This is a genomic window from Streptomyces fagopyri (assembly GCF_009498275.1).
GTDB classification, from domain to species: domain Bacteria; phylum Actinomycetota; class Actinomycetes; order Streptomycetales; family Streptomycetaceae; genus Streptomyces; species Streptomyces fagopyri.
In genome coordinates, this window is record NZ_CP045643.1 from 5,070,994 (window position 1) to 5,097,287 (window position 26,294).

Annotated in this window: 25 protein-coding genes and 2 pseudogenes; 9 read left to right on the forward strand and 18 right to left on the reverse strand. The window is 70.7% G+C overall.

The features are described from left to right. Positions 1-134: 134 nt before the first annotated feature. Positions 135-1,265: a C40 family peptidase gene (locus GFH48_RS21850; protein ID WP_153289867.1), complete on the reverse strand. Its 1,131-nt coding sequence runs from the start codon at positions 1,263-1,265 to the stop codon at positions 135-137. Positions 1,266-1,529: 264 nt separating this feature from the next. After that, entirely contained in the window at positions 1,530-2,342 is an 813-nt protein-coding gene (locus tag GFH48_RS21855) for a class I SAM-dependent methyltransferase (RefSeq protein ID WP_153289868.1), read from the reverse strand. Positions 2,343-2,577: 235 nt separating this feature from the next. Here GFH48_RS21855 and mshA point away from each other — a divergent pair, with 235 nt between their 5' ends. The 3 genes from mshA to GFH48_RS21870 all read left to right on the forward strand — a co-directional run bounded on the left by mshA (position 2,578) and on the right by GFH48_RS21870 (position 6,385). Then, positions 2,578-3,915, forward strand: coding sequence for a D-inositol-3-phosphate glycosyltransferase (gene mshA / locus GFH48_RS21860; protein WP_153289869.1), 1,338 nt, complete (start codon positions 2,578-2,580; stop codon positions 3,913-3,915). A gap of 82 nt (positions 3,916-3,997) precedes the next feature. After that, entirely contained in the window at positions 3,998-4,489 is a 492-nt protein-coding gene (locus GFH48_RS21865; protein WP_153289870.1) for a type III secretion system chaperone family protein, read from the forward strand. Between the two features lie 126 nt (positions 4,490-4,615). Continuing rightward, positions 4,616-6,385, forward strand: a complete 1,770-nt coding sequence (locus GFH48_RS21870; RefSeq protein WP_153289871.1) for a glycosyl hydrolase family 28-related protein — start codon at positions 4,616-4,618, stop codon at positions 6,383-6,385. 219 nt (positions 6,386-6,604) lie between these two features. Here the strand turns inward: GFH48_RS21870 and GFH48_RS21875 are convergent, their stop codons facing one another. After that, complete coding sequence (locus GFH48_RS21875) at positions 6,605-7,417, reverse strand: helix-turn-helix domain-containing protein (protein ID WP_153289872.1); 813 nt, start codon at positions 7,415-7,417, stop codon at positions 6,605-6,607. Between GFH48_RS21875 and GFH48_RS21880 the strand changes: the two genes are divergently transcribed. Then, positions 7,416-7,901: a DUF2000 domain-containing protein gene (locus tag GFH48_RS21880; protein WP_153289873.1), complete on the forward strand. Its 486-nt coding sequence runs from the start codon at positions 7,416-7,418 to the stop codon at positions 7,899-7,901. The genes GFH48_RS21875 and GFH48_RS21880 overlap by 2 nt on opposite strands. A 208-nt stretch (positions 7,902-8,109) precedes the next feature. Here the strand turns inward: GFH48_RS21880 and GFH48_RS21885 are convergent, their stop codons facing one another. Next, on the reverse strand, positions 8,110-9,555 hold the full coding sequence (locus tag GFH48_RS21885; RefSeq protein WP_194280639.1) for an MDR family MFS transporter: 1,446 nt from the start codon (positions 9,553-9,555) through the stop codon (positions 8,110-8,112). A 184-nt stretch (positions 9,556-9,739) separates the two neighbouring features. Between GFH48_RS21885 and GFH48_RS21890 the strand changes: the two genes are divergently transcribed. Together GFH48_RS21890 and GFH48_RS21895 are read left to right on the forward strand one after the other, a co-directional pair. Then, positions 9,740-10,501, forward strand: a complete 762-nt coding sequence (locus GFH48_RS21890) for a phosphoglyceromutase (RefSeq protein ID WP_153289875.1) — start codon at positions 9,740-9,742, stop codon at positions 10,499-10,501. A gap of 217 nt (positions 10,502-10,718) precedes the next feature. After that, positions 10,719-11,492: a tetratricopeptide repeat protein gene (locus GFH48_RS21895; protein WP_228121372.1), complete on the forward strand. Its 774-nt coding sequence runs from the start codon at positions 10,719-10,721 to the stop codon at positions 11,490-11,492. 124 nt (positions 11,493-11,616) lie between these two features. Here the strand turns inward: GFH48_RS21895 and GFH48_RS21900 are convergent. Together GFH48_RS21900 and GFH48_RS21905 are read right to left on the reverse strand one after the other, a co-directional pair. After that, positions 11,617-11,969, reverse strand: a pseudogene (locus tag GFH48_RS21900) (site-specific integrase); the annotation flags it as partial. 244 nt (positions 11,970-12,213) lie between these two features. After that, positions 12,214-12,447, reverse strand: a complete 234-nt coding sequence (locus GFH48_RS21905; RefSeq protein WP_153289877.1) for a hypothetical protein — start codon at positions 12,445-12,447, stop codon at positions 12,214-12,216. A gap of 1,037 nt (positions 12,448-13,484) precedes the next feature. Between GFH48_RS21905 and GFH48_RS21910 the strand changes: the two genes are divergently transcribed. After that, the gene (locus tag GFH48_RS21910) at positions 13,485-14,054 is read left to right on the forward strand and encodes a DUF4232 domain-containing protein (RefSeq protein ID WP_153289878.1); all 570 of its coding nucleotides are present in this window, start codon (positions 13,485-13,487) and stop codon (positions 14,052-14,054) included. Positions 14,055-14,377: 323 nt separating this feature from the next. On the opposite strand, the pseudogene GFH48_RS39265 reads toward GFH48_RS21910, so the two are convergent. The 7 genes and pseudogenes from GFH48_RS39265 to GFH48_RS21945 all read right to left on the reverse strand — a co-directional run. Beyond that, positions 14,378-14,551: pseudogene (locus tag GFH48_RS39265) on the reverse strand (site-specific integrase); the annotation flags it as partial. A gap of 263 nt (positions 14,552-14,814) precedes the next feature. Next, positions 14,815-15,087, reverse strand: a complete 273-nt coding sequence (locus GFH48_RS21920; RefSeq protein WP_153289879.1) for a ribosomal protein L7/L12 — start codon at positions 15,085-15,087, stop codon at positions 14,815-14,817. A gap of 146 nt (positions 15,088-15,233) precedes the next feature. Beyond that, positions 15,234-16,349: a chromosomal replication initiator protein DnaA gene (locus GFH48_RS21925; RefSeq protein ID WP_153289880.1), complete on the reverse strand. Its 1,116-nt coding sequence runs from the start codon at positions 16,347-16,349 to the stop codon at positions 15,234-15,236. A 157-nt stretch (positions 16,350-16,506) separates the two neighbouring features. After that, complete coding sequence (locus GFH48_RS21930) at positions 16,507-17,637, reverse strand: caspase, EACC1-associated type (protein ID WP_153289881.1); 1,131 nt, start codon at positions 17,635-17,637, stop codon at positions 16,507-16,509. After that, the gene (locus GFH48_RS21935; protein ID WP_153289882.1) at positions 17,634-18,047 is read right to left on the reverse strand and encodes an effector-associated constant component EACC1; all 414 of its coding nucleotides are present in this window, start codon (positions 18,045-18,047) and stop codon (positions 17,634-17,636) included. The genes GFH48_RS21930 and GFH48_RS21935 overlap by 4 nt, the downstream gene beginning before the upstream one ends. A 113-nt stretch (positions 18,048-18,160) precedes the next feature. Next, positions 18,161-19,429 (reverse strand): hypothetical protein, encoded by a 1,269-nt coding sequence (locus GFH48_RS21940; protein ID WP_153289883.1) that lies wholly within the window; start codon positions 19,427-19,429, stop codon positions 18,161-18,163. Between the two features lie 152 nt (positions 19,430-19,581). Next, entirely contained in the window at positions 19,582-20,478 is an 897-nt protein-coding gene (locus GFH48_RS21945; protein ID WP_153289884.1) for a hypothetical protein, read from the reverse strand. Positions 20,479-20,940: 462 nt separating this feature from the next. Here GFH48_RS21945 and GFH48_RS21950 point away from each other — a divergent pair, with 462 nt between their 5' ends. Next, positions 20,941-21,666, forward strand: coding sequence for a hypothetical protein (locus tag GFH48_RS21950; RefSeq protein ID WP_153289885.1), 726 nt, complete (start codon positions 20,941-20,943; stop codon positions 21,664-21,666). Between the two features lie 32 nt (positions 21,667-21,698). Here GFH48_RS21950 and GFH48_RS39275 read toward each other — a convergent pair whose 3' ends face one another. After that, positions 21,699-22,280, reverse strand: coding sequence for a hypothetical protein (locus GFH48_RS39275; protein WP_228120816.1), 582 nt, complete (start codon positions 22,278-22,280; stop codon positions 21,699-21,701). Between the two features lie 183 nt (positions 22,281-22,463). Between GFH48_RS39275 and GFH48_RS21960 the strand changes: the two genes are divergently transcribed. Continuing rightward, a complete protein-coding gene (locus GFH48_RS21960) occupies positions 22,464-23,183 on the forward strand; it encodes an SDR family oxidoreductase (protein ID WP_153289886.1) in 720 nt (239 codons plus the stop codon). A 220-nt stretch (positions 23,184-23,403) separates the two neighbouring features. Here GFH48_RS21960 and GFH48_RS21965 read toward each other — a convergent pair whose 3' ends face one another. The 4 genes from GFH48_RS21965 to phoU form a co-directional block, all read right to left on the reverse strand. Next, positions 23,404-24,165, reverse strand: a complete 762-nt coding sequence (locus GFH48_RS21965) for an SDR family oxidoreductase (protein WP_153289887.1) — start codon at positions 24,163-24,165, stop codon at positions 23,404-23,406. A 5-nt stretch (positions 24,166-24,170) separates the two neighbouring features. Next, the gene (locus GFH48_RS21970) at positions 24,171-24,704 is read right to left on the reverse strand and encodes an allene oxide cyclase barrel-like domain-containing protein (protein WP_153289888.1); all 534 of its coding nucleotides are present in this window, start codon (positions 24,702-24,704) and stop codon (positions 24,171-24,173) included. Positions 24,705-25,045: 341 nt separating this feature from the next. Beyond that, a complete protein-coding gene (locus GFH48_RS38625) occupies positions 25,046-25,198 on the reverse strand; it encodes a hypothetical protein (protein ID WP_194280640.1) in 153 nt (50 codons plus the stop codon). Between the two features lie 188 nt (positions 25,199-25,386). Beyond that, a complete protein-coding gene (gene phoU / locus GFH48_RS21975) occupies positions 25,387-26,076 on the reverse strand; it encodes a phosphate signaling complex protein PhoU (protein ID WP_153289889.1) in 690 nt (229 codons plus the stop codon). Positions 26,077-26,294: the final 218 nt, after the last annotated feature.

The following is a 26,294-nucleotide window of genomic DNA, read 5'->3' on the forward strand; positions in this document are numbered from 1 at the left end:
GCGGGGACCGGTGACCGGGCGGCGGCACGGGGACCGGTGACCGGGCGGTCCCAGCCCGAGACCTCCGGCCGGATGCCCCGGGCCGTCCGACGTCCCGGGCCCGACGCTTCGGGCCGGCACCCGGGGTCCAGGCCTCACGCGTCCGGCCGTACGACCCCCAGTATCGGCATCGATCCCGCGCCCGCGACGGTCACCGTCCGCCCCGGCCGGGGCGCGTGAACGATCGCGCCGTCCCCGATGTACATCGCGACATGGCTGGCGTCGTCGAAGTAGATGATCAGGTCCCCGGGGCGCATGTCCTTGACGTCGACGTGGGGGAGCTGCTTCCACTGTTCCTGCGAGGTGCGGGGAATGCCGACGCCGGCGGAGAGCCAGGCCTGGGAGGTCAGCCCCGAGCAGTCGTACGACTTCGGGCCCTCGGCGCCCCACACGTACGGCTTGCCGATCTGGTCGGTGGCGTACTCCACGGCCCGCTTGCCCCGCGCGGACGCCTTGGCGCCGATCTCCGCGAGGACGCCGGAGCTGAGCCAGGCCGTCTGCGCCTTGTAGGCGGCCTCCTCCTCCAGCTTCGCCAGCCGCTCCTTCTCCTCCTTCTCCAGCTGGGACTCCAGCTTCTCGGCGGCGGCGATCCGCTTCGTGATCTCCTTCTGGGCCTCGGCCTTGGCCTCGCGGTTGGCCTCCAGCTTCTGCCACTGGGCGGAGGCGTCCTTCGCGTACTGCTCCAAGTCCTGCTGCGTGCGGGCCATCTCGTCGAGCAGACCCTTGGTGGCGTGCTCGCCCTGGCGGACCCTGCCCGCGCCGTCCAGGTACTCCTGGGGGTTCCTGCTCAGCCAGAGTTGTGCCTCGGGGGGCAGGCCGCCGCCCCGGTACTGCGCCCGGGCCGCGGCGCCCGCCAGGTCCTTCAGCCGGTCGAGCTTCTCCTGGCCCTTGACGATCTCCTGGGCCAGGTCGACGATCTGGGCGGACTGCCGGCGGGCCTTCTCCTCGGCGGCGTTGTACGCGTCCGTGGCGACCGCCGCGTCGTGGTACAGATCGTCCAGCTTCTTGCGGATCGCCTGGAGATCCTTCTTCTTGCGGACCGCCTGTGGATCCTGGGCGGCCGCTCCGCCCGTGCCGCCCGCGCCGGCCGTACTGCCCGACGGGCTGGGTGTCGGCGTGGATCCCGGTGTCGGACTCGCGTACGCCACGCCTGGTGCCGACAGCACCGCGCAGGCGCACGCCAGGACCATGGCCGCCGTGGTCAGGCTCCGCTTGCCGGATCCCATTGCTCCGCCCCCAAACTGATTTACCGTCAGTAACTTATGGACGCCTGGGGGATCGTGCCATGTCGGCGCGCAAGGCGACAGAGGCGGGCGAGAACTCCCTTCCCTCCGCCGCGCTTCCGCAAGACGATCTCCCGGCCTGTGTGACGAACCACTCATGGAGTTCGTTCCGTGAGGGGCGTGGGCGTACGAGGTCCGCGACCGTTCACCGAGGCGCGCCCGCGCACCGGACCCCGGCCGCACCTTTGGCCGGCACGCCGCCGTCCGTCACCTCACCGGCGCCAAGGCCTCCCAGCTCACCGTGACTTCGCCCTGGCGCCAGCGCGATATCGCGTCGGTCACGGGCCAGTCGGCCGCCAGGTCGCGGACCGTGCGGATCCAGCGCTGCCGCGCGCCGTACGAGGCGTAGGGGGCGGCGGCCGCCCAGGCGCGGTCGAAGTCGCGTAGGAACGCGTGGACGGGTTCGCCCGGGACATTGCGGTGGATCAAGGCCTTCGGCAGGCGCTCGGCGAGGTCGGACGGGTGGTCCAGGGAGCCCAGCCGGGTGGCGAAGGTGACCGTACGAGGGCCCTCGGGGCCGAGCGCGACCCAGACGTGCCGGCGGCCGATCTCGTCACAGGTGCCCTCGACGAGCAGACCGCCCGGGGAGCCGGGCCCCGCCGGCGCCAGACGCGCGCACAGGCGCTGCCAGACGGCCGCGACCTGCTCCTCGTCGTACTGGCGCAGCACGTTCGCCGCTCGGATGAGTGCCGGTCTGCCGTCGACCGGGACCTCGAAGCCGCCGTGCCGGAAGGTGAGCCCGTCCCGCTCGTACGGCCGCGCCGCCGCGACCCTGGCCGGCTCGATCTCCACGCCCACCACGCGGGTGTGCGGGGCGACCGTACGCAGACGCGTCAGCAGCTCGACCGCGGTCCAGGGAGCCGCCCCGTACCCGAGGTCGACCGCCACCGGATCGGCGCTCCGGCGCAACTCGGCGCCGTGGGCGGCCGCGATCCAGCGGTCCATCCGGCGCAGGCGGTTGGGGTTCGTCGTCCCGCGCGTCACCGTTCCCACGGGGCGGGACGCGGCGCGGGCTGTCATGCGTATGAGAGTAGGCGGCCGTACGCGACGCCGTGCCCGCCTGTGGACAACCTCCGCTCCGCCTCCGGGTCCTGTGGACAAAAGGCCGCGTACGCAACTCACTATCGAACGGTTGAGCGACACTTGGCAATGATTCGGCAAAGGGGAAATGGAGCGGCCTGCTCCGGCGTTCCCCAGGATTGGAGGGAGCGCCGCGCCCTCCGGCAGGCATGCCCGCAGCGAGGAGGAACGCCACGTGAGCCAGTACGTCAGCAGGCTCGGGCGGCGCTCCCCGGCGGCGTCGTCACGGCTCAGGCTGAACCGAAGGCCCCGTCGCGTCGCGATGCTCTCCGTGCACACCTCCCCGCTGCACCAGCCCGGCACGGGCGACGCGGGCGGCATGAACGTCTACATCGTGGAGCTCGCCCAGCGCCTCGCCGCGATCAACATCGAGGTCGAGATCTTCACGCGGTCCACGACCGCCGCCCTCCCGCCCACCGTGGAGCTGGCCCCCGGAGTCCTCGTCCGGCACGTCGACGCGGGCCCCTACGAAGGCCTCGCCAAGGAGGACCTGCCCGCCCAGCTGTGCGCCTTCACGCACGGCGTCATGCAGGCCTGGGCCGGGCACCGCCCCGGCTACTACGACCTGGTGCACTCCCACTACTGGCTCTCCGGCCACGTCGGGTGGCTCGCCGCCGAGCGCTGGGGCGCGCCCCTGGTGCACGCCATGCACACCATGGCCAAGGTCAAGAACGCCGCGCTCGCCGAGGGCGACAGCCCCGAGCCGGCCGCCCGTGTCATCGGCGAGACCCAGATCGTGCGCGCCGCCGACCGTCTCATCGCCAACACCGCGGAAGAGGCCGGCGAACTCGTCCGCCACTACGAGGCCGAGTCCGGCAAGGTCGCCGTCGTCCACCCGGGCGTGAACCTCGACCGCTTCCGTCCGGCCGACGGCCGCGCCGCGGCCCGCGCCCGTCTCGGACTCCCGCAGGACGCCCTGATCCCGCTGTTCGCGGGCCGGATACAGCCCCTGAAGGCCCCCGACGTACTGCTGCGCGCGGTCGCCGTCCTGCTCGACGAACGTCCCGAGCTGCGCAGCAACATCGTCGTCCCCGTGGTGGGCGGCCCCAGCGGCAGCGGTCTCGCCAAGCCCGAGGGCCTGCAGAAGCTCGCCGCCCGGCTCGGTATCGCCGATGTCGTGTGCTTCAGGCCGCCCGTCGACCAGGAGCAGCTCGCGGACTGGTTCCGGGCCGCGTCGGTGCTGGTCATGCCCTCGTACAGCGAGTCGTTCGGGCTGGTGGCCATCGAGGCGCAGGCGGCCGGCACGCCGGTGCTGGCGGCCGCGGTCGGCGGGCTGCCCGTCGCCGTGTGCGACCGGGAGACCGGCTTCCTCGTCCCCGGGCACGATCCCGGCGCCTACGCGCGCGTGCTGCGCGATTTCGCCGACGACCGGACGCTCCCGGCCCGGATGGGCGAGGCCGCGGCCCGGCACGCGCAGCGCTTCGGCTGGGACACCGCGGCGGCGGCCACGGCGGACGTGTACGCGGAGGCGACGCAGACCCACCGCCGCAAGGTCCGCGGCCACCAGGGCTGACTGACCCGCCCACCAGGGTTGACCCGCGCGGTGCCGGACGGCTGACCCGGCCCTTGTCGGACGGCTGACGTACGCTCGCCCCATGGCTGACGCAGCGTCGATCGTCGAGCGGACCCTCACCGAGGCCGAGCTGGAGTGGGAGAGTCCCGCGACGGGTTCGTACGTCGTGAAACTGCCCGGCACCCGCAAGCTCTCGACGACGGTCTCACTGATCGTCGGCAGACACTCCCTGTCGCTGAACGCCTTCGTGGTCCGCCATCCCGACGAGAACGAGGAAGGCGTCCACCGCTGGCTCCTGGAGCGCAACCTCAAGCTCTACGGCGTGAGTTACGCGGTCGACCCCCTGGGGGACGTGTACCTGGTCGGCAAGCTGCCGCTCGCCGCGGTCACGCCGGACGAGATCGACCGGCTGCTCGGTTCGGTCCTGGAGGCCGCCGACGGCTCTTTCAACACCCTCCTCGAGCTCGGTTTCGCCTCCGCGATCCGCAAGGAGTACACCTGGCGGGTGTCCCGTGGGGAGTCGACCCGCAACCTGGACGCGTTCACCCATCTGACCCAGCGTCCGACCAGCTGACTCATGGTCCAGTCCAACTAATCCTTGCACGCCCCCTTCCGGGAGGGCGTTCGTAATGGCATGCTCACCGCCGACGCAGATCTGAACGTCATTCACATCTATGGATGCGATGGAGGGCGGGCGGTCATGGGCGAGGAGCATGAGGAGCAGGTGGGCATCGGCCGGCGGGGCCTGATCGGCAGCGCCGTGGCCGTGGCGGCCGCCGCCGTGACCGGCGGACCTGCGGCGGCGGCCGGACGACCGGACGCGGCCGCCGCAGGGCCGCCCGCGGAAGCCGCGGCGACGGGCACGGGAGCCGCTTCGGCGGCCACGGGAGCCGCCCGGTCGGAGGCGCACGGCCGGGTGCCCGGACTCTGGCGGGAGTTCACCCGATCCCCCTTCACCCACCCGCAGATCCCGTACGTGGGCCGAGCCGGCTTCCGGGGCGGGACGGCGCGCCTGCCCCGCCGTCCCGTCGTGGCCGACGTACGCCGTTTCGGTGCCGTGGCGGACGACGGCGTGACGGACTGCGCCCCCGCGATCAACCGTGCCATCGCTGCTGCCGGCAGGGCCGGCGGTGGCACGGTTCTCATCCCGCCCGGCACCTTCCGCATCGACGACCTGATCCGCGTCGGCCACTCGAACGTCGTCCTGCGAGGCGCCGGCAGCGACCGTACGAAGCTGTACGCGACCAGGAACCTCACCGAACTGATCGGCGTCTACGGCTCCCGCTACGGCGGCGACAAGTCCTCCTGGTCCTGGGCGGGCGGCCTCATCTGGCTCGCCCCCACGGCCCGCCTGGACTCCCTGGTCGCCGCCGTCCGGGCGAAGGCCTGGCCCTTCGAGGGCTGGACGGGCAACCGTCGCGACGAGTGGGAGACGCTGACGACGGTGGCACCCGCCCCCCGGGGTTCATGGACGGTGACGGTCACCGATCCGAGCCGGCTGAGGGCGGGCCGGCTCGTCCTGCTCCGCCTCGCCGACGACGCGGGACACACCCTGCTGGAGCACATGGCGGGCGGCGGCCCCGGCCCCGAGGCGTACTACTGGGACGACAAGACGAAGCTGACCAGCTACGTCCCCTACGAGTGGCCCGTGCGCATCACCCGCGTCCGGGGCCGGAAGGTCACCCTGGAACGCCCCCTCCCGCTCGACATCCGCCCCGAGTGGGACCCGCGCCTGACCACCCACGTGGAGCCGCTGACGGGCTCGGGCGTCGAAGGTCTCACCCTGGAGGCCGTCGAGACCCCGCAGTCCCCGCACCTCCTGGACAAGGGCTACAACGGGGTCGTGTTCCAGTGCGCGTACGACTGCTGGGCCGACGACGTCGTCGTACGCCACGTGGACAACGGCTTCGGACTCGTGGCCGCCTCCGCCTGCACCCTGCGCCGCACCCGCGTGGCCGGCCGCGGCTCGCACCACCCGTACTTCTGCCGCGAGGGCTCGCACGACAACCTCGTCGAGGACTTCACCATCGAGCAGCGCACGGTCCCGGCCCCGGCGGACACCCAGCTCCACGGCATCAACGTGGAGGGGCTCTCCTCCCACAACGTCTGGTCGCGCGGCGACATGCGGATGGGCACCTTCGACTCCCACCGCGGGATGCCCTTCGCCAACGTCCGCACCGACATCACCGTGAACAACAACGGCCGGCACGGCGGCGACGCCTCCGCCGGACCCCTCTTCGGCGCCCGCTTCACCCACTGGAACGTCCGCGTCACCAACAGCCGCGCCGGCCTCGTCAAGATCGACGGGCTCGCGCCGTACAGCGCCACGGTCGGGATCAGCACCTGCACGGAGTTCGACCAGATCGACGTACCCGACTTCACCGGCGACCTGCGCACCCGCCTGGAGCTGTACGGGACGACGGACGTCGTACACCCGCGGAACCTGTACGAGGCACAGCGCGACCTCTGAGGCACGGGGCCCGGTCGTGCCGGTCGGCCCTGACGTGCCGGTCGGCCCTGTCGCGCCGGTGGGACATGCCGCGCCGGTGGGACCTGCGGGACCTGTGAGATCTACGGGAACCGTGAGATCTGCGGGACCTTTCGGACCCTGCAGGACCTGTGAGATCTACGGGAACCGTGAGATCTGCGGGACCTGCGGGACCTTTCGGGCCCGCCGTGCCGCTGGCGCTCATCGGGTCGGTGGGTCCCGCCGGGCCCCGCCGCGGTAGCGCCCCGGGGCGACTCCGACCAGCCGCTTGAACTGGCGGGTGAGGTGGGACTGGTCGTAGAAACCGGTCGTGGTGGCCACCTCGGCCGGTCTGCCGCCGTCCAGGAGCAGCCGGCGGGCGCGGTCGACGCGCCGCGACATCAGGTACTGGTGCGGCGCGATCCCGAACGCGCCGCTGAACGCCCGTACGAGGTGGGCGGGATGGGCGTGCAGGAGCCGGGCGGCCTCGTCGAGGGAAACGCCCTCGACGAGGCGCGCGTCCAGCAGCTCGCGCAGCCGGTCGGCGAGCGAGGGTTCGGAACGCGTCTCCTCGGCGAAGCGCGGCCGCAGATGGCCGCGCAACCGCTCGGCCACCAGCGTCAGCCTGCTCTCCGCCTCCAGCTCGTCACCGGGGTGCGCGAGGGCGGTGTGCAACTGCCCGACGCGTCGGCGCAGCAGGGGGTCGCGCAGGTCGGGACCGTCCACCGCCGGGCCGATGAGACTCTCGTCGAGACGGCTCAGGTCGAGATACAGGACGCGTTTGCGGAATCCGTCCTCGGTGACCGGGGAACCGTTGTGGGGGACGTGCGGCGGCAGCAGCGAGACCGTGTCGTGCGGGGTGCCGTGCTCGTGCCGGTCGAGGTCGTAGCGCACGGCGCCGTCGTCGACGATCAGCAGCGTCCACGCGTCATGGACGTGCATCGGGTACGCGTACTCGGTGTAGTGGGCGTGGAAGACCTCCACGACGCCCGGGATCCGCGGGCGCCACGCGGAGATCTCCCGCTGGGCCGCCATGCAAACAACGTACAAGACGACGTCGTACGGCGGTCGGCAGTCTCGAGGCATGAGCACACCGGACAACGAGCCCCTCCGTTTCGACACCAAGATCGCCGTGCTGCTGAGGGACGACCTGGAGCCCTGGCAGCGGCTCAACGTGACCGCCTTCCTGGTCAGCGGCCTCGGCGCGACCGTCCCCGAGGTGGTCGGCGAGACGTATGCCGACGCGGACGGTGTCCCGTATCTGCCGATGTTCCGCCAGCCGGTCATGATCTTCGAGGGCGGCAAGGAGACGCTGACCGCCGCGCACGGCCGCGCGCTGGTCCGGGCGCTCCCGCGGGCGGTCTTCACGTCCGACCTGTTCGTCACGGGCAACGACCGGGACAACCGGGCGGCCGTACGGGCCGTGCCGACCGCCGAACTGGACCTGGTCGGGCTCGCGGTGTACGGGCCGCGGAACGGGGTGGACAAGGTGTTCAAGGGGGCGCGGATGCATCCCTGAGACCGGGCGGCCGGTCGTGCGCCGGGTGGTGACCCGGGACGCGTCGGGCCGCACGGCGCGCGCCGGGCGCCGCCGTGTCGGTCCGGGATCCCGCCACCGCTGGAGGCCTGTCACCGCCGTCGCCCGGCCTGTCGGGGCAGGCGCCATCACCTGATCCGGCGACTGTCCGTCGCCGGCGACCGTCCGCCGTCGGCTATGCCTCCACCGGCTAGGCCTCCACCGGGGTCTCTCCGGCAGCCGGTCCTGCCTGCAGCGCGGGCGCCTTCACAGTCGGTGCCTTCGCCATGGGCGTCTCCACCGCGGGTGCCTGTGCGCCGGGCGCTTGTACGGCTGCCGCCTGCGTGCGGGTCGCTGGTGCGGCCGGCACCTGCACGGCGGGCGCTTGTGCGGCGGACACCTGTGCGGCGGGTGCTTGTGTGGCCGGCACCCGCAGGGGCGGTGTCTGCGGGGCGGGCTCCTCCGCCGGGAGACGGCTCATCAGCATCGCGTAGCCGAGCCCCGCGGCCGTGCCGACCATCGCGCACAGCCCCCACAGCCACTCCGCGCCGAGCCGGTCGATGACGACGCCGGACATCAGGGGCGCGACGAGCGCGGCGAGCGACCAGGAGAGGGTGTACATGCCCTGGTACCGGCCGCGGCCGTGCGTGGGGGAGAGCAGCATGACCAGCCCCGTCTGCGTGGGCGCGTTGACGATCTCCGCCAGGGTCCACACGCACACGGTGAGCGCGAAGACGCCGACCGATCCGGCGAAGGCGGTGAGCCCGAACCCGTACCCGGCGAGGAGCGACGAGATCACCAGCAGCCGCCGTGGATCCCGGTGCTGGATGAAGCGGGTGACCGGGATCTGCAGGGCCACGATGAGGACACCGTTCACAGCGATCGCCAGGCCGTAGTCGGCCGGGGTGAACCCGGCCTCGCCCATCGCGACCGGGAGCCCCACGGACCCCTGCTGGAAGACCAGGCTGACCAGGAAGGACAGTCCGACGACGCTCATGAAGCGCCGGTCGCGCAGCACGGCGCCGAGACCGGCCTCGACCGCGGCCTCCTTGGCGGTGCGCACCGGCCGGGACTCCGGCAGCTTCGCGAACACGACCAGCGCGCAGCCCAGCGTCATCCCGGCCTCGATGAGGAAGCCCGCGAGGTAGCTGAACTCGGCGATGAACCCGGCGGCCATCGAGGAGACCGCGAACCCGAGGTTGATCGCCCAGTAGTTGAGGGAGAACGCCCGGACCCGGTCCTCGGGCCGCACGATGTCGGCCATCATCGCCTGCACGGCGGGCCGGGAGGCGTTGCTGGCCATGCCGACGAGGAAGGCGACGGCGGCGATGCTCACCGGGTCGTGCATGAAGCCGAGCAGCGCGACGGAGACCGCCGTCGACGACTGCGCGATGAGAAGGGTGGGCCGCCGCCCGAACCGGTCGGTCATCACCCCCGCGCCGAGCGAGGAGACGACCCCGCCGAGGCCGTGCAGGGACGCGACCAGGCCCGCGTACGAGGCGGAGTAGCCGCGGTCCAGCGTCAGGTACAGCGCCATGAAGGTGGCCACGAAGGCCCCGAGCCGGTTGATCAGGGTGCTCGTCCACAGCCACCAGAACTCACGGGGGAGCCCTGAGACGGTCTCTCGGACGGCACGTCTCATCACGACTAGTGGCATGGCGGACCCCAGGTCAGACAGGCGCGTAAGCGGCTCGGGCGGTGGTCACAACTTACGAGAGTCCGGCCGGGGAGGGCCACTCGATTAACAGATGCCGTCAACCGGCGGACGTTCGCCTGAGCGTCGGTGTCCGTCTGCCGACCGGGGGAGCGGCCCGTCAACCCGTTCCATTACGCTCGACGGCATGGCCGACGCACCGTACAAGCTGATCCTCCTCCGCCACGGCGAGAGTGAATGGAACGCGAAGAACCTGTTCACCGGTTGGGTGGACGTCAATCTCAACGAGAAGGGCGAGAAGGAGGCAGTCCGCGGCGGTGAGCTGCTCAAGGACGCCGGCCTGCTGCCCGACGTGGTCCACACCTCGCTCCAGAAGCGCGCGATCCGCACCGCCCAGCTCGCGCTGGAGGCCGCGGACCGCCACTGGATCCCGGTCCACCGCTCCTGGCGCCTGAACGAGCGGCACTACGGCGCGCTCCAGGGCAAGGACAAGGCCCAGACCCTCGCCGAGTTCGGCGAGGACCAGTTCATGCTGTGGCGCCGTTCGTACGACACCCCGCCGCCGCCGCTCGCCCGCGACGCCGAGTACTCGCAGTTCGACGACCCGCGCTACGCGACGCTCCCGCCGGAGCTGCGCCCGCAGACGGAGTGCCTCAAGGACGTCGTCGTACGCATGCTGCCGTACTGGTTCGACGCCATCGTCCCCGACCTGCTGACCGGCCGTACGGTCCTGGTCGCGGCCCACGGCAACTCGCTGCGCGCCCTCGTCAAGCACCTCGACGGCATCTCCGACGCCGACATCGCGGGCCTGAACATCCCCACCGGCATCCCGCTCTCCTACGAACTGGACGCCGACTTCAAGCCCCTCAACCCGGGCGGCACGTACCTCGACGCGGACGCTGCCGCGGCGGCGATCGAGGCGGTCAAGAACCAGGGCAAGAAGAAGTAGGTTTTCTGATCATGCCTCCCACCTGCGCATACGGCGCGGGTGGGAGGCATTTTCGTGCGCTGGGACCACTCTGGGCCCTGCACCCTCCTCATCCAGCGGTCGGAGAGCCCGGCCTAGAGCCTTACGAGCACGCTCCCAACCGCCGGGCATGAGGCGTACGTGACCCTGAGGGTCAGACCCGGGCCGGAGTGCCCGAATGCGATGAGATGAGGTGGCGATGATTGAAGGCGAATTGCAAGAACTTCTTGGAAAGGCCTTTTCGGCCATCCAGGAAGAGGAGGTTGATGTGTTGAATATGATGCTCCCTCAGATTCGGGAGCTTGCTGATTCCGGGAACCCGTATTTCCAGGAGATGGTAGGAGCGGCGTCCCTGGAAATCGAAAAGGACTACCCGAAAGCGTATCGGTACCTAAAGCTTGCGGCTGACGCCAGAATCCCATCCGCTCAGCGAGGTCTAGGTCACATGTTGGCCCTAGGTCTGGGTGTCGAAAAGGATCTTGAGATGTCGGCAGCCCTTTTTCGTGAGGCGGCGGAAGCGGGTGACCCATTTGCGAAATACAATCTGGCCAACATGTGTCTGCATGGAGAGGGGGTCCCGGAATCTGAAGAAAAGGGAACCCGGCTGCTAGAGGAAGCATCGATTTCTGGCTTGGGTGTCGCGGCAGCGCAGTTGGCAGACATGAAGGGGGCGGTCGATGACTATGAGGGGGCCAGGGAAATCCTCGAAAGAATTGTACCGGACGGAGAGATTCCCCCCTTGTCGGCAAAGAACTATTCCGCGATGTGTTATCACGGGATAGGTGGCCCTGTTGACAAGGTCAAGGCGCTGGGGGGCGCTCTGAAAACGGCAGAACTCGGTGATCGTGGGGGGCTTGAAGATAGTCGCACTATCGCGAGTGAACTAACCGCTGAGCAGATCCTGAAAGCAATTGCCTGGTCAAAGGTCGATGATTGGACTCAAGCGTTTATTTCGTATGCTAAAATTCGGTGAATTGGATACTGTTAGTGGCTGGGCTAATGGCAGCATGGGAAGAAGTAGGAATGGCGGCCCCCCTCCCGCCGGCGCGTACGGCGCGGGCGGAAGATGCTTCCTGCTGTGGAATCTCTTTGGAATCTCAGCCTGTGTGGTTTTGCGGCCGGAGAGCTTGCCCGAGAGCCTTCCGGGCTCGGTCCCGGCTGCTCGGCATGAGGTGCGCGTACACCTTCAGCGTGAGTCCCGGGTCGGAGTGCCCGAGGTACTCGCTGAAGGCCTTGATGCTCTCGCCCGCGTCCAGCAGCACTGACGCGTAGAAGTGCCTCAGGGCGTGCATGCCGTGCTCGCGCGCGGCGGTGTGCTCCCGCTCTTGGCCTTCGGGATGACGCCCACGGACGCTAGAGCGGGCTTCCAGTGGTCCTCATTCAGTGAGGTACGCCAGATGTGGCCGCCGTTGGGCCCGGTGAAGATCAGGCGTTTGGTCACGGGCTGACCGTGGCGTTCGGCTGACCAACCGGACGTGCCCTGACGGTCTGTCCCATTTCCTGTACTTTTCCGCTGACATCCCACGCTGACATCAACGGGCCCGGACGGCATCAGCGCGCAGCAGCCAAATCCGGGCCGTGTGGAATACCTGTCGAAGTCGGGTGGCAAGCCGTCGTCGGGCGAGTGATTGCCCAGGCCAGGGCCCGAATGCGGACAGTCGGGCAGAGGGCCCTCTAAGCCCCTCTGCTGGTGCTCAGAGGCCTCGATCCCGGTTCCAGCGGCTCACGTGCATCCCGTAGAGGACATTGCCGATACCCGCGGTGAACATGAACAGCCAGAAGTGGACCCACAACGACTGACGCCGACGCCTCAGACTCGCCCCGCCAACGAACGATGCGGAAGATGCCGCGGCGGAACTGCTGTTGTTGATGATGATCGTCGGCTGCCCGTACGGCTGGGCAGGCTGCTGACCTGGCGGTGTCGCCATGCTGCGTCGACTCCTTGGTGAACTGAGGATGCAAGAGCGAAACGCACCGTAGGGGAGCCCGGGTCGCCACCTAGGTCAAACAGGCTGCATGTCACCCGGTCGGAGCAGTCTCCTGCCGTCTCAGTTTCCGTCTCATTCAGCGCCGTTCACGGTCGTTCAGACGAGACCGAAGCTGGTGGCCGCTCTCACGGCTGAACGTCCATGAACGCAGGTGAACGGCCCCGCTCGAAGCCCCAGGCCCCACCACCACAGTTGGAAAGCGTGCACACTGCTCTCGTACCCGCGGCACCCCGTGTGAGCATCGGGCAGAGCACCTGCGATCAGCAGCGTGGCGCATACGGCGTGGTGGGGGAATCGTGGCAGCACTGACCTGAGGCATCGTGGGCATCGGCGCCCTCTTCATCGTCGCGGCCATGTATTGGCGCTTCATGGAACAAGAACGGGTACGCCGCGGAGCAGACGCCTTTCGCTTCCGCCTCTTCCGAGTCTGGCTTCCCCTCGTCTTCGGTGTCGCAGCACTGGGCAAGCTCCCCCGAGCTCTAAGCGCCCCGTTCCCGATCGTGGCCCTGTCCGAAGTGTTGAGCCTCGCGCCGACCGTCATCATCGTTGGGCTGGGACTGATGGCTGCCAGAAAGCCACGCCCGGGAGCTCGCACCACAACCGCACCAGATCCAGCAGGGAACAGCGGGGAACCAAGGTGAACGCGGCCCATTCCAACGAGGCCGCAGACGCGCTGTTCGCCCAGGTCAGCGCCCGAACCGGCCCCGAATGCCCGCAGCTTCCCAAGCTGAGAGCGTGACGGGTGCACATCGAGTGGCCGCATCGCCCTTGTTTCCAGGGCGTGTTGCCTTCGGTGTGTCAGCAACGGCCATCTGCACGGGTGCAGCCTGTCGTCACCGTTCCGTCACAAGCAGTCGCCGCACGGAACCCTGCCGCTCTCCCGCCCTGTCTGCACTCACGTACCACGACCACGCGTACCGCGGGACAACAACCGACGACCGAAACCCGCGGACGAGGCGACTCAGGGGGACGACAGCATGCGGCACAGCAACGGCATTCGCAGGGCGGCTCTGGCGACGACGGCGGTCACGGCCGTCGCCTTGGCGGCGACCGGCATCCTGCCCGGCACCGCCATGGCGGCGAGCACCACCACCTCGGCCCCGCCGCCCGCCTGCCCCGCCTCCGCCCTCCAGGTCAGCGCCCGGCAGGCCGCCCACCCGCCCGTCGGGACCGGGACCGGGGCGGCGGTCGTGCAGTTCACCAACGTCTCCCGGAAGACGTGCGTCCTGAAGGGCCATCCGACGGTCGCGGGCGCCGGCAACGGCTCCCCCGCCCACAACACCCCGCTCAAGGTCACCCCCACCGGCAGGGCGGCCACCGTGACGGTCCGGCCGCACGGCAAGGCGTGGGTGAAGCTGACCTTCGTCCAGGTCCAGGGGGAGGGCGACGGCTACTGCGTGTCGGGCAAGACCCCGGCGGTGTATCCGACGATGGTCATCGGGCTGCCGCACTCCGGGAAGCACCAGGTCGCCCTGAACGACGGGTGGTGGGCCGAGTGCGACAACAAGGTGACCGTCACCCCGGTCTCGGCGGTCAAGCCTTCCTGACCCCCCGTCCCCACAAAACGAGCAGCCTGCATGACGATCGCGCTGAGGTTCCGACGGGGCGTGTCGAAGGTGCCGACTCTCGGTCGAGCGGGCTGAAGCTGGGCCGTCTCTGGGCCGTCCGAGGTTGCTCAACAGCGGCCGAGGACGACCAACGACGACCACCAGGCGCACGAGCCCACCGCCCCTGAGCAGGGAAGCAGCAGGTCACCAAGATCTCCGGCAAGACCCAGGGCAAGAAGAAGTAGGTTCCGTGATCGCGCCTCCGACCTGCGTTAACTGCGCAGATCGGAGGCGTTTTCATGCTGTGGAACCTCCCTGGAACCTCAGTCGGTGTGATCTTGCGGCCGGAGGGTCTTCCGGGCCCGGGCCCGGGCCAGGCTGCTCGGCATGAGGTGTGCGTACACCTTCGGCGTCAGCCCCGGATCGGAGTGCCCCAGGTGCTCACCGACTGCCTTGATGCTCTCTCCTGCGTCCGACAGAACCGACGTGCGGAAGTGCGGGCATGTCGAAGAGCGATGACTACGCGAGAAACAGTGTGAGACTGACCATATGGGGAGCCCTTGCCGGGTTGGCCGTCGGCTTCGCGATTCCGGTGTTCATATTCGTGGCCTTCCTGCTGGATGAGTGGCGGTACTAGCAAGGCGATCCGGGCCCTCTCCGGGTCCTCCCAGGGCGGCCAACGCTGACAGGCAACGACGGCCGATGACCGCTCGAAAACGAGTCAGTTGGGGCGCGCACTCCGCCGGCCAGGGACTCCGGCTCACCTCAGGAAGTCCGGCTCCGGCTGCTCCCTCGCCTCCGCCTGTGCTCCCGCAGCGCGCAGGGCCGTGACTGCCGCCTCGGCGGCTTCTTCAGGTATGCCGTCGAGAATTGTCGCGGGTACCCGCGTTGCCAGGACCTTGCTGCGCCAGAGACTCAGCCCGGTCAGCCGTCGTACGACCTGAGCGACGTCCAGCACCTGGACGCCGGGGTCGGTGAGCACGACGTCATGGGGGATGTCGTCACACACCAGTAGGAAGTACTCGCCTGTCATCGTCGCCCTCCCGTCCCTTCGGAGCCGTGGGCTTAGTCTGCCTCCGCGGGTCAGCGGGATCGGAGATCGCCGGCCGGCGGAGGCGCGGCTGACAGAACGGCCCCTCGGGCTGCTCGACGTCTGGACCGACCGCGGTGTCCCGCCGGCTATTTCTTCACTTCGGAGGCGGCGCGCAGGGCGAGCAGTCGCTGGTCGAGTGCCGCGAAGTCGGGGTGGGGTACGGTCCGGCTCGTCTGTCCGGTGAAGAGGACGATCGCGATGGTGCTGTGGTCGGCCCAGATGCAGACGGGCATCTGGGCGGGCCCCGCGGTGGTGACAGCGCACTGGGTCGTGCCGCCGAGTTGTCCGCTGGGCTCGTCCGTCTTGTCCTTGACGGCACCGCCGCTCCGGTCGAACGCGGCCCACGCGGACGCCACCTCGGTGCCGGGGGCGAGGATTTTGCCGTACCCGCCCATCACGACCATCTGTGGCATGCGGTCGCCGAGGTGGGTGGAGTACGCCGCCTGCGCGGGAGTGGCGCCCTCCTTGGCGATCTCGTCGTTGCTCTTCGCGAGATCCTTGGCCAGCGCGTTGGACGGGTCCGACGAAAGCCCCTGGAAGCTTTCCGGCGGAGCCAGTTTGTACTGGCCCGCCTCGGTGACCGTGGTCATGCCGATGTAGGCGACCACGCCCACGGCACCGACGACCAGGACGGCGACCGCGCCCAGACACCCGAGCAGGCGTCTTCGGCGGCGCGGCTTCTCGGGGGCCGGATCAGGGGCGGCCGGGTGGGCCGGGGCCGCCGTCGGGGTGTGGGGAGATGACGCGTAGTCCCCGTCGAGGTGTCCGAGTTCGGCGTAGGGGTCGGGTCGACGAGGTCGCTCGTACGGCGCGTGCTGCTCGTCGAGCCGGCCCAGTTCGGCGTACGGGTCGGGCCGCAGCGGTCGCTCCGGCTGCCTGCGCGGATGCGCGTAGGGCTGCCCGTACGGCGCTTGGCCCGATCGCCCGTTCGGACTCGGGTACGACTGCCCCGTTTCGTACGACTGGCCCTCGGGCCACCCGTACGGAGGTCGCTCAGGACCAGGACCCGGGTACGGCTGTCCGTGCGGATCCGGGTACGGCTGTCCGTGCGGAACCTGGTCCTGCCGGTCGTACGGCATTTCGTACGGCTGATTCTGGGGCTGCCCGCGCGGGCCGGGGTGCGGCTGCCCGTACGGGTCCTGGTGCGGCTGCCCGTAAGGATCAGCGGAATCGCCCCACGGCGAGGGCGGGTGCGTCGACATGATCGGCATCAGAACGCGCACATGGGTGAATGATCAACTGTGTATGGATGAAATCTCGGCTGTGTCGCCACCTGTCGCCGGGCGGCCCCCTCGGCGCTGGGGCCAAGCATCGCCGAAGGGATCCGGGGCAGGATCGATGGGTAGACGCCGGCCGCGGTCACGCTCCCGTGGGCCCGCCGCGGGAGAGCTCCCGGCTCCAGTGGGCCAGGGCACGCTCCGTTCCGGGAAGGGCCCGGTGGCCGGGCGCCGTCGCGCGGACGGCGTCGACCAGGGCGGACAGCAGCGCCGCGGCCTGTCCGGGGGAGCCGGCGGCACCGGTCGTGACGGCGTGGTTGCGGCGGACGTCGATACTGAAGTCGTCCAGCGGGCCCAGGACTTCGGAGGCGTCCCGGGCGAGGCCGGCCAGGACGTGGACCAGTTGCGCGAGTACCGCCGGGTCGGGGACGGGGGTGCCGGGTGAGGGCTCGGTGAGATTCTTGAGGCGCTGGGCGAAGGCGCCCCGGGCACGCAGTCCCGCCGGCGTCCGCCGGGTGCCGTGGGCCGGGTTGACCGCCAGTGCGATGTGACCCGAGCCGTCGACCGTCTGCTGGTGGGGCGCGGGATATCCGGCGGGGAAGATTCCCGTCCGGGGTGCCGGGGTGGTCGGCAGGACCACCGCCAGCCGGTCGTAGAGGGCGGAGAGACCGAGATGGCGGGGCCCGTCGGGTATGCCCTCGTCGAGGATCCTGAGCAGTTCCCCGGTGAAGCCGGTATGCGTTCCCCCGGGCGGGAACAGGGCCTTCTGGGTACGGCCGCACGCGGTGAGCAGGTGGATGCCGTGGCCGTCGGGACCGAGGGCGCGGCCGGAGAAGCAGCAGTCGAGAATCGCGACCTTGTGCCTCGCGGGCGACTCCCGCAGCAGACTGGCGACCTCGGTGAACGGCAGGGACGGGTTCGGATCGCCCCCCGCGCCGTTCTGACCGGAGGGGGTGAGCGCCAGGCACAGACGGTCGTCCCGGCCGAGCAGCCCGTGCCCGCAGTAGACGAAGAGCAGCAGGTCGGCGTCCGGTTCCCGGACCATGCGGCCCAGGGGGTCCAGCACCTGACGGGTGTCGGCGGGCTCCGGGACCACCGTGGTCCGCCGCGCGTCGAACACCCCCCGGTCGCCGCTGAGGGCGGCCCCGAGCGCCCGGACCGAGGCCCCGGCCTGGGGCATGCGGGACAGGGCGCTGGGGCGGACGTGCAGACCGGTGCCGACGAGCAGCGCGTACGAGGCGGCGGGGGCGGGGCGCCACGCGGCCCAGGTCATCCATCCGCTCCGGGCGGGGCGACGGCGAACGCGGAGAGCTGGGCCATGACCGCGGGCAGTTGGGCCTCGTCGTCGACCGTGCCACTGACCCGGGTGCCGTCCGGTCGCACCGCCTCGAACTCGATCCGCCGGTAGGACGGACGCCGTTGCTGCAGCCAGAGGAAGAACGCGTTGGTGACCGCGGCGACCACCGCGGCGGAGGCGTTGATGATGTCCACGGCGACGGCGACATCGCCCTGTTCACCGGGGGCGGGCGGCGAGGTGCGCAGGTTCGCCCTGCCGCCCAGCTGGTCCGTGGCGTTGATCCACTCCGCCAGGTTCCGGTTCAGGGCGTCGGCCCGAGCCTGCGCTCCCGGGAAGGTGAAGGTGAGCGCGTTCTCCGGCGCCTGGGACGCGGGTGCTTCGGGCATGTCCGGTGGCTCCTGTTCGTCGGTCGGATCGGTGCGGGAGTGAGTGCGGGTGTGGGTGTGGGTGCGGGTGCGGGAGCGGAAACAGAAGCAGGTGCGGGAGCGGGATGCGGCGGTCAGCCGCCGGGGCCCAGGTCGGCCCAGTCGGCCCAACCGGTGCCGGCACCCGTGCCGGTGCCGGTGCCGGGCCCAGTGCCGGCGTCTCCGGCGGATGCTCCGTCGGGGCGGGTGTCCGGCTGTCGCCGGCTGAGCGCGAAGAGTTCGGGATCGCCGGGCTCCTCGTGGGGCAGGCGGAAGACGGCGGCCGCCTCGTCGGCGTCCACGAGATCGGCGAGCGCCGTCACCGTGCCCGGATCGCTCAGCCACAGTTGTCCCCGGGACGGTGCCCGCAGGAACGCGGGGACCTCCTGCCAGTACGCCTCGCGCTGCCAGTCCCGGTTGACGCCCAGCAGGTTGCCGCAGGCCACCTGGTGTTCCTCACCGCTCCCCGGGCGGACGGCGACCGCCCCGGAGCCCGCCGGCGCCACGGTGTGGCCGATGAGGCCGGTCAGGACGTCGGACACCGGGGCCTCGCCCTCGACGGCGACCGAGATCCGCGCCCGGTGCAGCCGCCCGGTGTAGCGCCGCGAGGCCGCGTCGTACAGAGCGTGCGCCTCCCGGGCGAAGGGGTCGCCCGGCACGGGACCGCCGTACAAGGGGTCGGGTGGTCCCGGCGCGGCGAGTGTCCCGAACGCCTGCGCTCTCATCGTCAGGCTCTCGGCGAGTCCGGCCGGGGCGGAGCACGGTTCCAGGCACACGCTGACCACCGTCCGTCGCGGTTCCGCGGCCAGTTGGGACCAGATCCGCTCCCAGGACGGGTCACGGGCGTCGAACCGGGAGACCGCGGTCGCGATGCGTTCGGCTCCCCAGAGGCGGGTCAGGGTCCGGCAGGTGATGCGTTTGCGGATCTCGGCGATCGCGCCCCACCCCGGTACGAACGGGGCGAGCACACGCGCGATCTCCGCGGTGTCTTCGATCCGGACTCCCGTCACGTGCGCGGGCAACCGCGCGAGCGTGGGAAGCGCGTCCCGCGCGGCCCGGACCGCGGCTGCCGGGTCGGCGCCGTACAACTGGGCGATGACGACGGTTTCGATCCGTCCGCTCGCCGGATCGCTGATGAACCGCAGGTCCCAGCGGGCGGTGGTGCGATCCGTCCACAGGGCCGCCAGCCAGGTCCGCTCGGCGGCGACGCGGTCGGCTCGGCGCCGGGCCTCGGAGAACTCCGGGTAGAGGCCCCCGGGCAGGGGGACGGGACTCAGCGAGAAGGCGATGTAGGCCCAGCTCTCCCCGCCGGGGGCACCGCGCAGCAGAACGCCCCGCGCGCCCTCCGGAGCGGCTTCGGCCATCTGCTCTTCCCTCCCCTGGTCCCAACGGCCGTCCCCGTGCCGTCAGTTCCGCCTGTAGAGGCCCCGTCGTTCCTCCCGGGCCCTCCCGCCCCCCCACGACCGGTCGCCGGCTCGCGTCGCGCGCGGCGGGGCGAGCCGGCGACCGGGGTGCCTCACGGCCGGGGTTGCGCACCGCCCGTCTGGGTGCCGCCGGCCTGGGTGCCACCCGCGGGCTGGCCCCAGCCGGGCGTGGGGTTGAGGCCCGGTATCGGCGCGGACTTCGCGGGGTCGGCCTGCACCGGAGGCAGTCCTTGGGGGAAGGCGTAGGTGACGGGCACCACGAGCTGGTCCACCGCGGTCGCGAGCCCCTCCCGGCACGCCGCGTGCACCGCCTCCCGCATGGCCCGCACGCCCTCGGTGCGCATCATGATCCGCTCGGGTCCCAGACGGCCCATGACCGACGCGATCAGGTCCGACACGAACCCGCCGATCAGGGCGTACCCGCGGCGCGAGCGCCACATCTGCCACCCCAGGTAGAGGCTCGTACCGTACGAGAAGACCGAGACGTAGACCTGGCACTTGCCCTCCGAGAGCACCAGGCGACTGCGGACCTGATCCCGGCCCAGCCCGGTGGCGATGACGCGTTCGGCGCGGGTGACGGGGATGAGGCGGTGCGCGAGCGTACCCGCGATGGAGATGTACGCCGAGTCGAGGGATCCGCTCCGGTCGGCCAGCAGGACCCGCCATTCGGCGATCGGTTCGACCAGACGCACCCCGAGCAGAACCACCCAGAAGGCGACGCCCGAGGCGACGTACGCCAGCACGATCATGGCCGCGAATCCGCCGCCGCTCCCCGCGACCAGGAGGATGAGCCCGAAGAAGAGGAGCGGCAGGAACGCCAGGAACGAGGCGAGGACGGCGTAGACGAACAGTTGGAGAAGCAGCCGCCAGCCGACCGAGTCGTCGAGGTCGGTCTCCACCGGTCTGTGCAGCAGGCTCTTGTCGAGATACGCGGCGTTGGCGTCGCCGCCTCTCCAGCCGGGCAGGTTCGTGAATCCGTTCTCGTTCATCGGTCCCCCCAAGCGGTCACGCATCCGAGGTAGCGAGGATTACCCACCGTCGATGGATGGTCACACGGCTCCAAAGGTCTCGAAAGTGTGACAATCCAACTGGATGGAGCGAGTGCGGATTTGAGCGGGACGCGTTGAAGTGTCTCGTCGGCGACCCGGTCCGATCGGCCGCCGCGAAGGGCCGTAAAGAGTCGTGAAGGGCCGTAAAGAGGAAAGTGCGGGGGTCGGACCGGGGTGTGCGGCCCGCCGGACCGTTAATTCCGCCGCTTTCTGATAGGGAATGTTCCACTTGGTGCGCTCTTGTCCCTGAGAAGGGCGCACGAGTGGCATCCAGGCGTTCGAACCCCGTCCGGTGTTCGAACCCCGCGCCACGGCATCCGACGCCACGGCATCCGACGCCACGGCACCTGACACGACGGCACCTGACACGACGGCACCTGACACGACAGCAGAGGGAGACCCATGGGCTGGACACGCACACGTCGGGCGGCAGCCTCGGCGGCTCTCGCGGGAGCGATCGGCGTCGTCCCGGCGACGCTGCCGCCGGCCCATGCCGGAACACGGACCGGGGCCGCGCCGTCGAACGCGACCGTGGCGGAGGAACGGGCCGGCTCGCCCGCGCCGCGCCCCCCTCGTCTCCCGCGGGACTTTCGCGGGAAGGGCAGATGGATCGTCCGGGACCTGGGCGTCACGGTCCCGTTCACCTGGGAGGGGCGCGGCGGCGACAGCCAGATGATCGCGGGCGGCCCGCAGTACCCGATCTGGTTCACCAACCTGATCCACCACGGCAGCCTGTACACGCTGACCTACAAGTGGCCCGGCCTGACCGACCATCCGTGCTCACAGATCCCGGGCTTCGACCTCGACCGGTTGAACCAGGCGTTCCGAGGCGCGCGGTTCGTGGGCCGGGAGATCCTCCAGCGGAAACCGGACCGGTATGTGAACCACTGGCGGGTCGGGGTCGTCCTGCCGAAGCTGCCGCCGGGGAAATTCCTGCGGGTGCCCCTCGCGCTGGGCGACATCTACGTCGACCAGAAGGATCGGGGCACGTTCTGGCAGGTGCTGCAGTTCGGCATCCAGAATCTCTACGACCCCGCGCTGGACGAGTGGCTCGTGATGGACACGTTCGAGCACAAGCCCGGCACGGTCACGCTCCCGCCGCGCTGCTCACCACCCCCGTTGACCTAGGCGACCTGCCGGGGCACGGGCGGCGGCCGGGGTCAGTGGCCGCCGCTCGGCCGGTCGCAGGCGGCGTGGTCGGGATAGCCGCCGAAGGCGTCCGCCTGGGTGCCGTCGCGGCCCATCGTGCCCTCCACGCACAGCGGGTAGGTGTCGATGAGGAATCCGATCCCGGTGGGGCCGTCCTGGTACGACCGGATCTTCTCGGCGGGATAGCCGAGGCCGGTGAGCGCGTCGAGGGTGCTGTTCGGCGTGAAGTCGGCCCGCTCTCGCAGAGGTTCGAGCGCGCCCTTGATCCGCGCGATGGCAGCGAGCCCCTCGCACCGCTGCCGGCCGTGCAGCGGGAAGGGCACCATGAAGCCGTGGTTCTCGGCGTAGTGGTCGGTGGGCGGCGTGGCCGGTGCGGAGCTCCGGACCTCCGACGGTGTCGGTGTGGGGCTCTCGCCGGGGCACCGGAAGTCCACCGGCGCGCTCGGTGTCGCCGCGGCCCGTGACGGTGTGCCCGCACCGGCGTCGTCCCCCGGCCGATGCGTCCCGCACCCCACCGCGAGCACGGCCAGTACGGCCGGCACCACCATCGGTACCGTCGCGAGCCGGACCCCCGTCGTCCTGATCAGTGTCATGTCCGCGATCATCCTCCGGGCCGCGGCGCGCGTCATGAGTACGTCTACTCAAGCCGGGCCCCTCGGCTTCGGGTGGTGACGGCAGGCGGGGCGGTATACGTTCGAAGAGGGGGTGGCGTCGCGCTGTCGTGCCTGGTCGCGGCGTCGGTCTCGGCCCCGCAACCCACGCCGTGAGGTGCCCCCATGAGGATCCAGGAGTCGATCGCCTTCGTCACCGGAGCGAACCGCGGGCTCGGTGAGCACTTCGCGCGGGAGCTGGTCGCCGCCGGAGCGGCCAAGGTCTACGCGGGAGCCCGCGATCCCGGGAAGGTCACGGTGCCCGGGGTGGTGCCGGTCGCCGTGGACATCACCGACCCGGAATCCGTGCGCGCGGCGGCCGAGCTGGCCCAGGACGTGACGCTGCTGGTCAACAACGCGGGTTCGACGACCCGGGCCGACGTGCTGACGGCCGGTCTGGACTCGTTCCGCACCGAGTTCGAGACGCACGTTCTCGGCACCCTCGCCATGTGCAGGGCCTTCGCCCCCGCCCTCGGACGCAACGGGGGCGGCGCGATCGTCAACGTGCTGTCCGTGCTGTCCTGGCTGTCGGTCACGGCCAGCGCCGGTTACGCCGCCGCCAAGGCCGCCGAGTGGTCGGTGACCAACTCCTTGCGGCTGGCTCTCGCGGAACAGGGCACGCAGGTCACCGCCCTGCACGTCAGTTACATGGCGACGGACATGGCCGCGAGCGTGGCGGGTCCGAAGGCCGATCCGGTCGCGGTGGCCCGTGCGGCGCTCGACGGTGTCGAGGCCGGACTGTACGAGGTGCTCGCCGACGAAGCCAGCAGGCAGGCCCAGGCGGCGCTGTCCGAGGGGCCGGGGGCGCTGTTTCCCCAGCTGGACGGGCGACCGGGGCTGATCTGAAACTGGACGGGCGGCCGGGGCTGATCCGAGCTCCCGGGAGTCCATCGATCAAGCGTCCGTCAAGTGGCCCGGACGTCAGGCGGCCCGGGGCGAGGCAGCCCCGAGGCGAGGCCGCCGAGCGTCCCGTCGTTCGTCCGACCGCGTCCTCTGCGTCCGCCGTCCGCCAAGTGTCGGCAGCTCACCACTAGTTGGCAGCTCACCACGAGTTGGCCAAGTGTCCTCAGCGCGCCACAAGTTGCTGGCCGCCGTCGATGTCGTACGTGCCGCCGGTCAGCGCGTCATTGCCCATGATGTGTACGGCGAGGGCGGCCACGTCGGCCGGGCCGACGACCCGCCGGATGGGCAGTGTGGCCCGCAACTCCGCACGCCGGGCCTCCAGTCGGTCGTCGAGGAGCGTGGCCGACAGGGGTGTGTCGACGAATCCGGCGGCGATGAGGTTGACCCGGACCGGCGCCAGTTCGAGTGCCAGGTTGGCGACGAGGGCGGGCAGCGCCGCGGTGAGGGTCGAGGCGACGGACATGCCGATGCCGGGCCGCCGGCCGCCGGTGCCGCCGACGAACAACAGGGTGCCTCCGGCCCGGACCTTGCCCCGGCTGTGGACGCCGACCCCGAGCGTCATGGCGAGCCGCTCGCCCATGTGGCGACCGGCCACCGCGGGGTCCATGTCCGCCAAGGGCATGTAGAACGGGCCGCCGGCGGTGACCATCACGTGGTCGACCGGTCCGGGAAGGCCGTCGAAGAACCGCTTCAGCCGCTCGGTGTCGCCGGCGTCGAACGCGGCCGTGTCGAGCGGTTCGAGTGCCCGTGCCGCCTGCCGCAGCCGCTCGGGGTCCCGGCCCACCAGGATCACCTGACCGCCGTCCGCGCGTACCCGGCGGGCGGTCTCGAGTCCGATGCCCGCGCTGCCGCCGATCACCACGACGGTCCGGCCGGTGAGGTCGTACGGCCGGTGGGGTTTTGGGGCGTCGGGCGGGCCGGACATGGTCGCTAGCCCTCCTGCTGGTCGTCCACGATGATGTGGAAGGTGAGCCGCCGTTCCGTCACGGCCGCCGGGACGGTGTGAGTGCCCGCGGGGACGGTGTGCACGAAGCCCCGGGCCGAGCGGTAGTCGCCCGTACCGCCCGTGACGGCGATGTCGACCGAGGCGGCGGCCGGCAGGTGCAGCAGGGCCTGTGAGGTGATCTGCCCCTGGGGCAGGGCGAAGGTGCCGAGACACTGGAGTTCGCCCGGCTTGGTCAGGATGTACGTGCACACGACACTGTGGTCGCCGATCTTCTTGCCGTCGCGGTACAGGTCCTCGGCGATGACGATCCCGTCTCCCGGGCTGAGCCCCTTCTTGCCCACGTCGACGTTCTCGGAACGGGTCTGCTTGGCCACCAGCTGGATGATTTCCGTGTGCTGGCGAATGCGGGGGCCGGTGTCGGAGGCCGACGCGCGGGCCGAGACCGCTGGGGCGGTACAGAGGAGGACGGCGGCCAGACCCGCGGCCGCGCTCAGACTGCTGGGACGGAACTTGCGCATGGAACGTCTCCCCTGTGCCGCGGAGAGGTGCCTTTCGCGCCTTATTTTACCGTTCGGTACGATCCGGTGCTCGACGCCCCTTCACCCGGCCGCGCGACCGGTCCAGGGCAGGCGGTCCCGCTGGTGGCAGGAGGAAGGGTCCCGCCGTGACCGGGGGGTGAAGCCCCGTCGTGGCAGGGAGGAGAGTCCGGCCGTGACCGAGGGGAGGACCTCGCCGGTGACCGGGGGAGAGCCTCGGCGGCCACGGATGTTCGTCAGGACACGGAGAAACGGGGAAAGGGCCCCGTCGTGGTGACGGGGCCCTTCTGGATCCGCGCGCCCTGGCGGGCCGGGGTGTCCGGTCAGCCGCACTGGCAGGGGTTGCCGGACTGGCAGCCGCACCCGCAGCCGGAGCCGCAGCCGCAGGCGCCGAACAGGGTGAGGCTTTTGATGTCGGCGGGCTGTTCGGTGTCCCGGTCCTGGGTCGGGTCGGGCGTGGCGGGGGATTCGGCCATGGGGTCCTCCCTCAGCGGGGCCTCAGTGAGGCATCGAGGCATGGGTGCCTACGCCTATTCCATGCCCGTTCCGATGGGCGCATCAACGGCGCACTGAGGCTCACGAGCGCCCCCGGAGCCCGGGAGCAGGCCCCTCGCGCCCGGTCTCCGTTCCCGCCGCCCGGGTCCCGATCTCCCCGCCCGGGCTCTCAGACCCCTTCCGCCCCCGTCGCGGGGTGGATGTCCGCCTGGATCTCGTCCGCGTGCTCACCCGTCACCAGGTACACCACGCGCTTGGCCACCGACACCGCGTGGTCGGCGAAGCGCTCGTAGTAGCGGCCGAGCAGGGTCACGTCGACGGCCGTCTCGATGCCGTGCTTCCAGCGGTCGTCGAGGAGGTGCTGGAAGAGCGTGCGGTGGAGGAGGTCCATGTCGTCGTCGTCCTGCTCCAGCTGGAGCGCGAGGTCGACGTCCTTGGTGATGACGACCTCGGCGGCCTTGGCCATCAGGCGCTGGGCGAGCTGGCCCATCTCCAGGATCGTGGCGTGCAGGTCGTGCGGGACCCCGCGCTCGGGGAAGCGCAGCCGGGCCAGCTTCGCGACGTGCTGGGCCAGGTCGCCGGCGCGCTCCAGGTCCGCCGACATGCGCAGGGACGTGACCACGATGCGCAGGTCCGTCGCCACCGGCTGCTGGCGGGCCAGCAGGGCTATCGCGCGGGCCTCCAGCTCGTGCTGGAGATCGTCGACCTTCTGGTCGGCCGCGATCACGCTCTCGGCGAGCTTCAGGTCGGCGTCGAGGATGGCCGTCGTGGCGCGTCCGATCGCCGACCCGACGAGCCGGGCCATCTCGACCAGACCCTCGCCGATCGAGTCAAGTTCCTCGTGGTACGCGTCACGCATCGTGTTGTCCCTCTCCTACGTCACCTTTTGGGGGCCTTGGGGCCGGGCCCCGGGCGTCTGCTGACCGCCGGACGGGCCCCGTGAACCCCACGCTCCCACGTTCCGGCTCGTACGCGTCCGTTTCCGGCATCCCAAATGAACCACCCCTGGCTCCTGAGTGAACTCTGGGCGACGAGTGTTCGAGGTCGCACTCGGATGGCTGTGGCCTGGCGTGACGA